This window comes from Desemzia sp. FAM 23990 (assembly GCF_045528485.1).
Lineage (GTDB): Bacteria > Bacillota > Bacilli > Lactobacillales > Carnobacteriaceae > Desemzia.
In genome coordinates this window covers 1-3,415 of record NZ_JBGQQW010000045.1, presented here as the reverse complement: position 1 = coordinate 3,415, position 3,415 = coordinate 1, and the positions used below count along the sequence as shown (strand labels likewise).

Here is a 3,415-nt window from a genome sequence, read left to right as displayed (position 1 = left end):
TTCGATTCCGGCCCTCGGCACCATTATTAGCACCCATAGCTCAATTGGATAGAGTACTTGACTACGAATCAAGCGGTTGCAAGTTCGACTCTTGCTGGGTGCATCTCTTTTAAAGAGTTTTTACTAACGTATACGGGAATTAGCTCAGCTTGGTAGAGCACTTGGTTTGGGACCAAGGGGTCGCAGGTTCGAATCCTGTATTCCCGATTTTATTTAGGGGCCTTAGCTCAGCTGGGAGAGCGCCTGCCTTGCACGCAGGAGGTCAGCGGTTCGATCCCGCTAGGCTCCATTGCAACAAGATTTCTTAATTTAATTATGGCGGTGTAGCTCAGCTGGCTAGAGCGTCCGGTTCATACCCGGGAGGTCGGGGGTTCGATCCCCTCCGCCGCTACTTTAATTGAATAAAAGAACTTGGACCTTTAGCTCAGTTGGTTAGAGCAGACGGCTCATAACCGTCCGGTCGCAGGTTCGAGTCCTGCAAGGTCCACTTTGATCTTTTCGATTAGAATTACCTTGTATTTCACGGAGGATTACCCAAGTCCGGCTGAAGGGAACGGTCTTGAAAACCGTCAGGTGTGTAAAAGCACGCAAGGGTTCGAATCCCTTATCCTCCTTATTGTGTCTGTAAGCAGTCATGGAAATTTATATTTATTATCGCGGGGTAGAGCAGTTGGCAGCTCGTCGGGCTCATAACCCGGAGGTCGCAGGTTCGAGTCCTGCCCCCGCAATAGTGCAACAATGCACTGAAAGAAAAATTAAGCTGATTTTGGTCTCGTGGTGTAGGGGTTAACATGTCTGCCTGTCACGCAGAAGATCGCGGGTTCGATTCCCGTCGAGACCGTTTTATGCGGGTGTAGTTTAGTGGTAAAACCTCAGCCTTCCAAGCTGATGATGGGAGTTCGATTCTCCTCACCCGCTTTTATGGGCCTATAGCTCAGCTGGTTAGAGCGCACGCCTGATAAGCGTGAGGTCGATGGTTCGAGTCCATTTAGGCCCATTACACCAATTAATTTATTGGTTTGTAAAAAGTAAAATTGTGGTTTGGGGAAGTACTCAAGTGGCTGAAGAGGCGCCCCTGCTAAGGGTGTAGGTCGTTAACGCGGCGCGAGGGTTCAAATCCCTCCTTCTCCGTTAGTTTTAGCACCAATCCATAATATTTCTATCAAGTTATCTGGCCCGTTGGTCAAGCGGTTAAGACACTGCCCTTTCACGGCGGTAACACGGGTTCGAATCCCGTACGGGTCATGAGGTTTTAAACCTCTTCAAAATAAACAATTGTTTATATCGGAGGATTACCCAAGTCCGGCTGAAGGGAACGGTCTTGAAAACCGTCAGGTGTGTAAAAGCACGCAAGGGTTCGAATCCCTTATCCTCCTTATCGTGTCTGTAAGCAGTCATGGAAATTTATATTTATTATCGCGGGGTAGAGCAGTTGGCAGCTCGTCGGGCTCATAACCCGGAGGTCGCAGGTTCGAGTCCTGCCCCCGCAATGTGCAGCAGTGCACTGAAAGAAAAATTAAGCTGATTTTGGTCTCGTGGTGTAGGGGTTAACATGTCTGCCTGTCACGCAGAAGATCGCGGGTTCGATTCCCGTCGAGACCGTTTAATTGAATATTTGGCCCGGTAGCTCAGTTGGTAGAGCACTTGATTGAAGCTCAAGGTGTCGGCAGTTCGACTCTGTCCCGGGCCATAACTAAAATGCGGGTGTAGTTTAGTGGTAAAACCTCAGCCTTCCAAGCTGATGATGGGAGTTCGATTCTCCTCACCCGCTCTTTTTTTATGTCTTTTGGGCCTATAGCTCAGCTGGTTAGAGCGCACGCCTGATAAGCGTGAGGTCGATGGTTCGAGTCCATTTAGGCCCATATTCTTCTTAGAAAAATAATTAATCAGGCCCGTTGGTCAAGCGGTTAAGACACTGCCCTTTCACGGCGGTAACACGGGTTCGAATCCCGTACGGGTCATTAAAATACAGAATGCTAAAAAGAGCTGTTCACAGTCAAATGACGTGAACAGCTCTTTTTGGTTGGTTTGACGTACGCAGGGGCAGTAAGATACCTGAGACAGCACCTATCGTTTCTTGAATAGGTTGGACATTCTATGCTAGCTGGACTCTATGCTGGAGAAATTTATTATCTCAAGTTCCATATTATCAGCTTATTCCCATTTCAGCTGTTCTACATCTTGGAGGACGGTAGTTTTATGAGGAAGAAAAAGATTTTATTTCTCATACTGGATTAAACGTTATTACGGATACTTTGCTGATTGCTCATTATGAATTGTAAATAAATAGAATATAAAAAAGAGAATTTTCGAATATAAAATCAGCAAAAATACCTTCATTAGAATGTGGTATTCTACCTTCATGCTAACAAAGTTATTTTTGCTGGGTGTATTCATGTTTTAAAGATTTGCGAAATAGAGGACTTCTGCAAAAATAAAGATTACTGTATACAGAATTTGGAACAGCCGGAACGTTTTCAGTGTGACAGATTTGGAGTCTTTCCAACTATGAGTGATAAATAATCTGGCCAGACGGATGGCTAACGGGAGAGTTAAAATAAAAAGAAACAACCCCATACGAAATGTACTATACAAAAATAGTCCTGTACTTAGATAAATGAAAATCAGTAGGGTTACCAATATATAAGACTGGCCTATTGCAACACGAGGAGATTTTTTTTCTGCTAAATAACTGCCGATTTCAATAAACAAATGTAAGATGACCAATGGTGTACTCCAGACAATCAGTATTAAAGGAAGAAATTGCGCTTGAATAAAGAAACTTAAGTAGGTCAGCATACCACCTTTGAAAATTCCTAAAATCAAGACAGCAACAATAGGAAACTGGTTATCTTTAAGAACTTGTTGGAAATGAATGATTAAACTATATAAGATAATTAATAAAGCAATAGAATAATGGGATTGAAAGCTGAGAAATGCTATTAACAAGATATTCATTAATTCCATAAGATAAAACGGACCTTTAAGTTCTGATTTATTGAGAAACGAGTGCTTTTTTAAATAATTTTCAATACAGTAATTTACGAAAAGCAGTAAATAAAAAGCGATAAATTTTCCAATATTCAATGGGACATATTGAACAGCATAAAGGGTCCCTATCAGGAGATAGCTGAATGGAGTGAAGAGTACCAAAACTATTGGATTATATAAAAAGGTTTCAATGGTATTTTTTATGGGCATAAAAGACTGGCTCCTTTCTTCTAATTCCTATCTATCATACCAAAAAAATTAAAAGGAAAAAGAAAAAGATTTCAGTTTTTATAAGGCGTGTCAAGCGAAAGTTAAAATGTCCTAAAACCAAGGCTCACATTAATGCAAGCTTTTACTTCGCAAAAGCTTGCATTAATGTGACCGAATTTGTTAAAATTAGTCCTAAGCTGTTTGTTCAGCTTCG

Annotated in this window: 1 protein-coding gene and 19 tRNA genes; 19 read left to right on the top strand and 1 reads right to left on the bottom strand. The window is 42.2% G+C overall.

Features of this window, described 5'->3' with window-relative positions; translation table 11 throughout:
* Window positions 1–29 precede the first annotated feature (29 nt).
* The 19 genes from ACEN4I_RS13210 to ACEN4I_RS13120 all read left to right on the top strand — a co-directional run bounded on the left by ACEN4I_RS13210 (window position 30) and on the right by ACEN4I_RS13120 (window position 1,961).
* Window positions 30–103: transfer RNA gene (locus tag ACEN4I_RS13210), tRNA-Arg, on the top strand.
* A 30-nt stretch (window positions 104–133) separates the two neighbouring features.
* Window positions 134–207: transfer RNA gene (locus tag ACEN4I_RS13205), tRNA-Pro, on the top strand.
* A gap of 9 nt (window positions 208–216) precedes the next feature.
* Window positions 217–289: transfer RNA gene (locus ACEN4I_RS13200), tRNA-Ala, on the top strand.
* 28 nt (window positions 290–317) lie between these two features.
* Window positions 318–391, top strand: a tRNA-Met gene (locus tag ACEN4I_RS13195).
* A 22-nt stretch (window positions 392–413) separates the two neighbouring features.
* A tRNA-Ile gene (locus tag ACEN4I_RS13190) sits at window positions 414–487 on the top strand.
* Between the two features lie 37 nt (window positions 488–524).
* Window positions 525–614 (top strand) — tRNA-Ser (locus ACEN4I_RS13185).
* A gap of 41 nt (window positions 615–655) precedes the next feature.
* Window positions 656–728 (top strand) — tRNA-Met (locus tag ACEN4I_RS13180).
* Window positions 729–768: 40 nt separating this feature from the next.
* Window positions 769–841 (top strand) — tRNA-Asp (locus tag ACEN4I_RS13175).
* Between the two features lie 6 nt (window positions 842–847).
* Window positions 848–918: transfer RNA gene (locus ACEN4I_RS13170), tRNA-Gly, on the top strand.
* Between the two features lie 5 nt (window positions 919–923).
* Window positions 924–997: transfer RNA gene (locus ACEN4I_RS13165), tRNA-Ile, on the top strand.
* A 46-nt stretch (window positions 998–1,043) separates the two neighbouring features.
* Window positions 1,044–1,131: transfer RNA gene (locus tag ACEN4I_RS13160), tRNA-Ser, on the top strand.
* A gap of 42 nt (window positions 1,132–1,173) precedes the next feature.
* A tRNA-Glu gene (locus tag ACEN4I_RS13155) sits at window positions 1,174–1,245 on the top strand.
* Window positions 1,246–1,286: 41 nt separating this feature from the next.
* Window positions 1,287–1,376: transfer RNA gene (locus ACEN4I_RS13150), tRNA-Ser, on the top strand.
* A gap of 41 nt (window positions 1,377–1,417) precedes the next feature.
* Window positions 1,418–1,490: transfer RNA gene (locus ACEN4I_RS13145), tRNA-Met, on the top strand.
* Window positions 1,491–1,529: 39 nt separating this feature from the next.
* Window positions 1,530–1,602: transfer RNA gene (locus ACEN4I_RS13140), tRNA-Asp, on the top strand.
* 15 nt (window positions 1,603–1,617) lie between these two features.
* Window positions 1,618–1,690: transfer RNA gene (locus tag ACEN4I_RS13135), tRNA-Phe, on the top strand.
* A 10-nt stretch (window positions 1,691–1,700) separates the two neighbouring features.
* Window positions 1,701–1,771: transfer RNA gene (locus ACEN4I_RS13130), tRNA-Gly, on the top strand.
* Between the two features lie 17 nt (window positions 1,772–1,788).
* A tRNA-Ile gene (locus tag ACEN4I_RS13125) sits at window positions 1,789–1,862 on the top strand.
* Between the two features lie 27 nt (window positions 1,863–1,889).
* A tRNA-Glu gene (locus ACEN4I_RS13120) sits at window positions 1,890–1,961 on the top strand.
* 439 nt (window positions 1,962–2,400) lie between these two features.
* Here ACEN4I_RS13120 and ACEN4I_RS13115 read toward each other — a convergent pair.
* A complete protein-coding gene (locus tag ACEN4I_RS13115; protein ID WP_407103297.1) occupies window positions 2,401–3,201 on the bottom strand; it encodes a hypothetical protein in 801 nt (266 codons plus the stop codon).
* Window positions 3,202–3,415 lie beyond the last annotated feature (214 nt).

Excerpts from the sequence above, each read along its gene's own strand:
- ACEN4I_RS13115 (WP_407103297.1), bottom strand. The coding sequence starts at position 3,201 with ATGCCCATAAAAAATACCATTGAAACCTTTTTATATAATCCAATAGTT.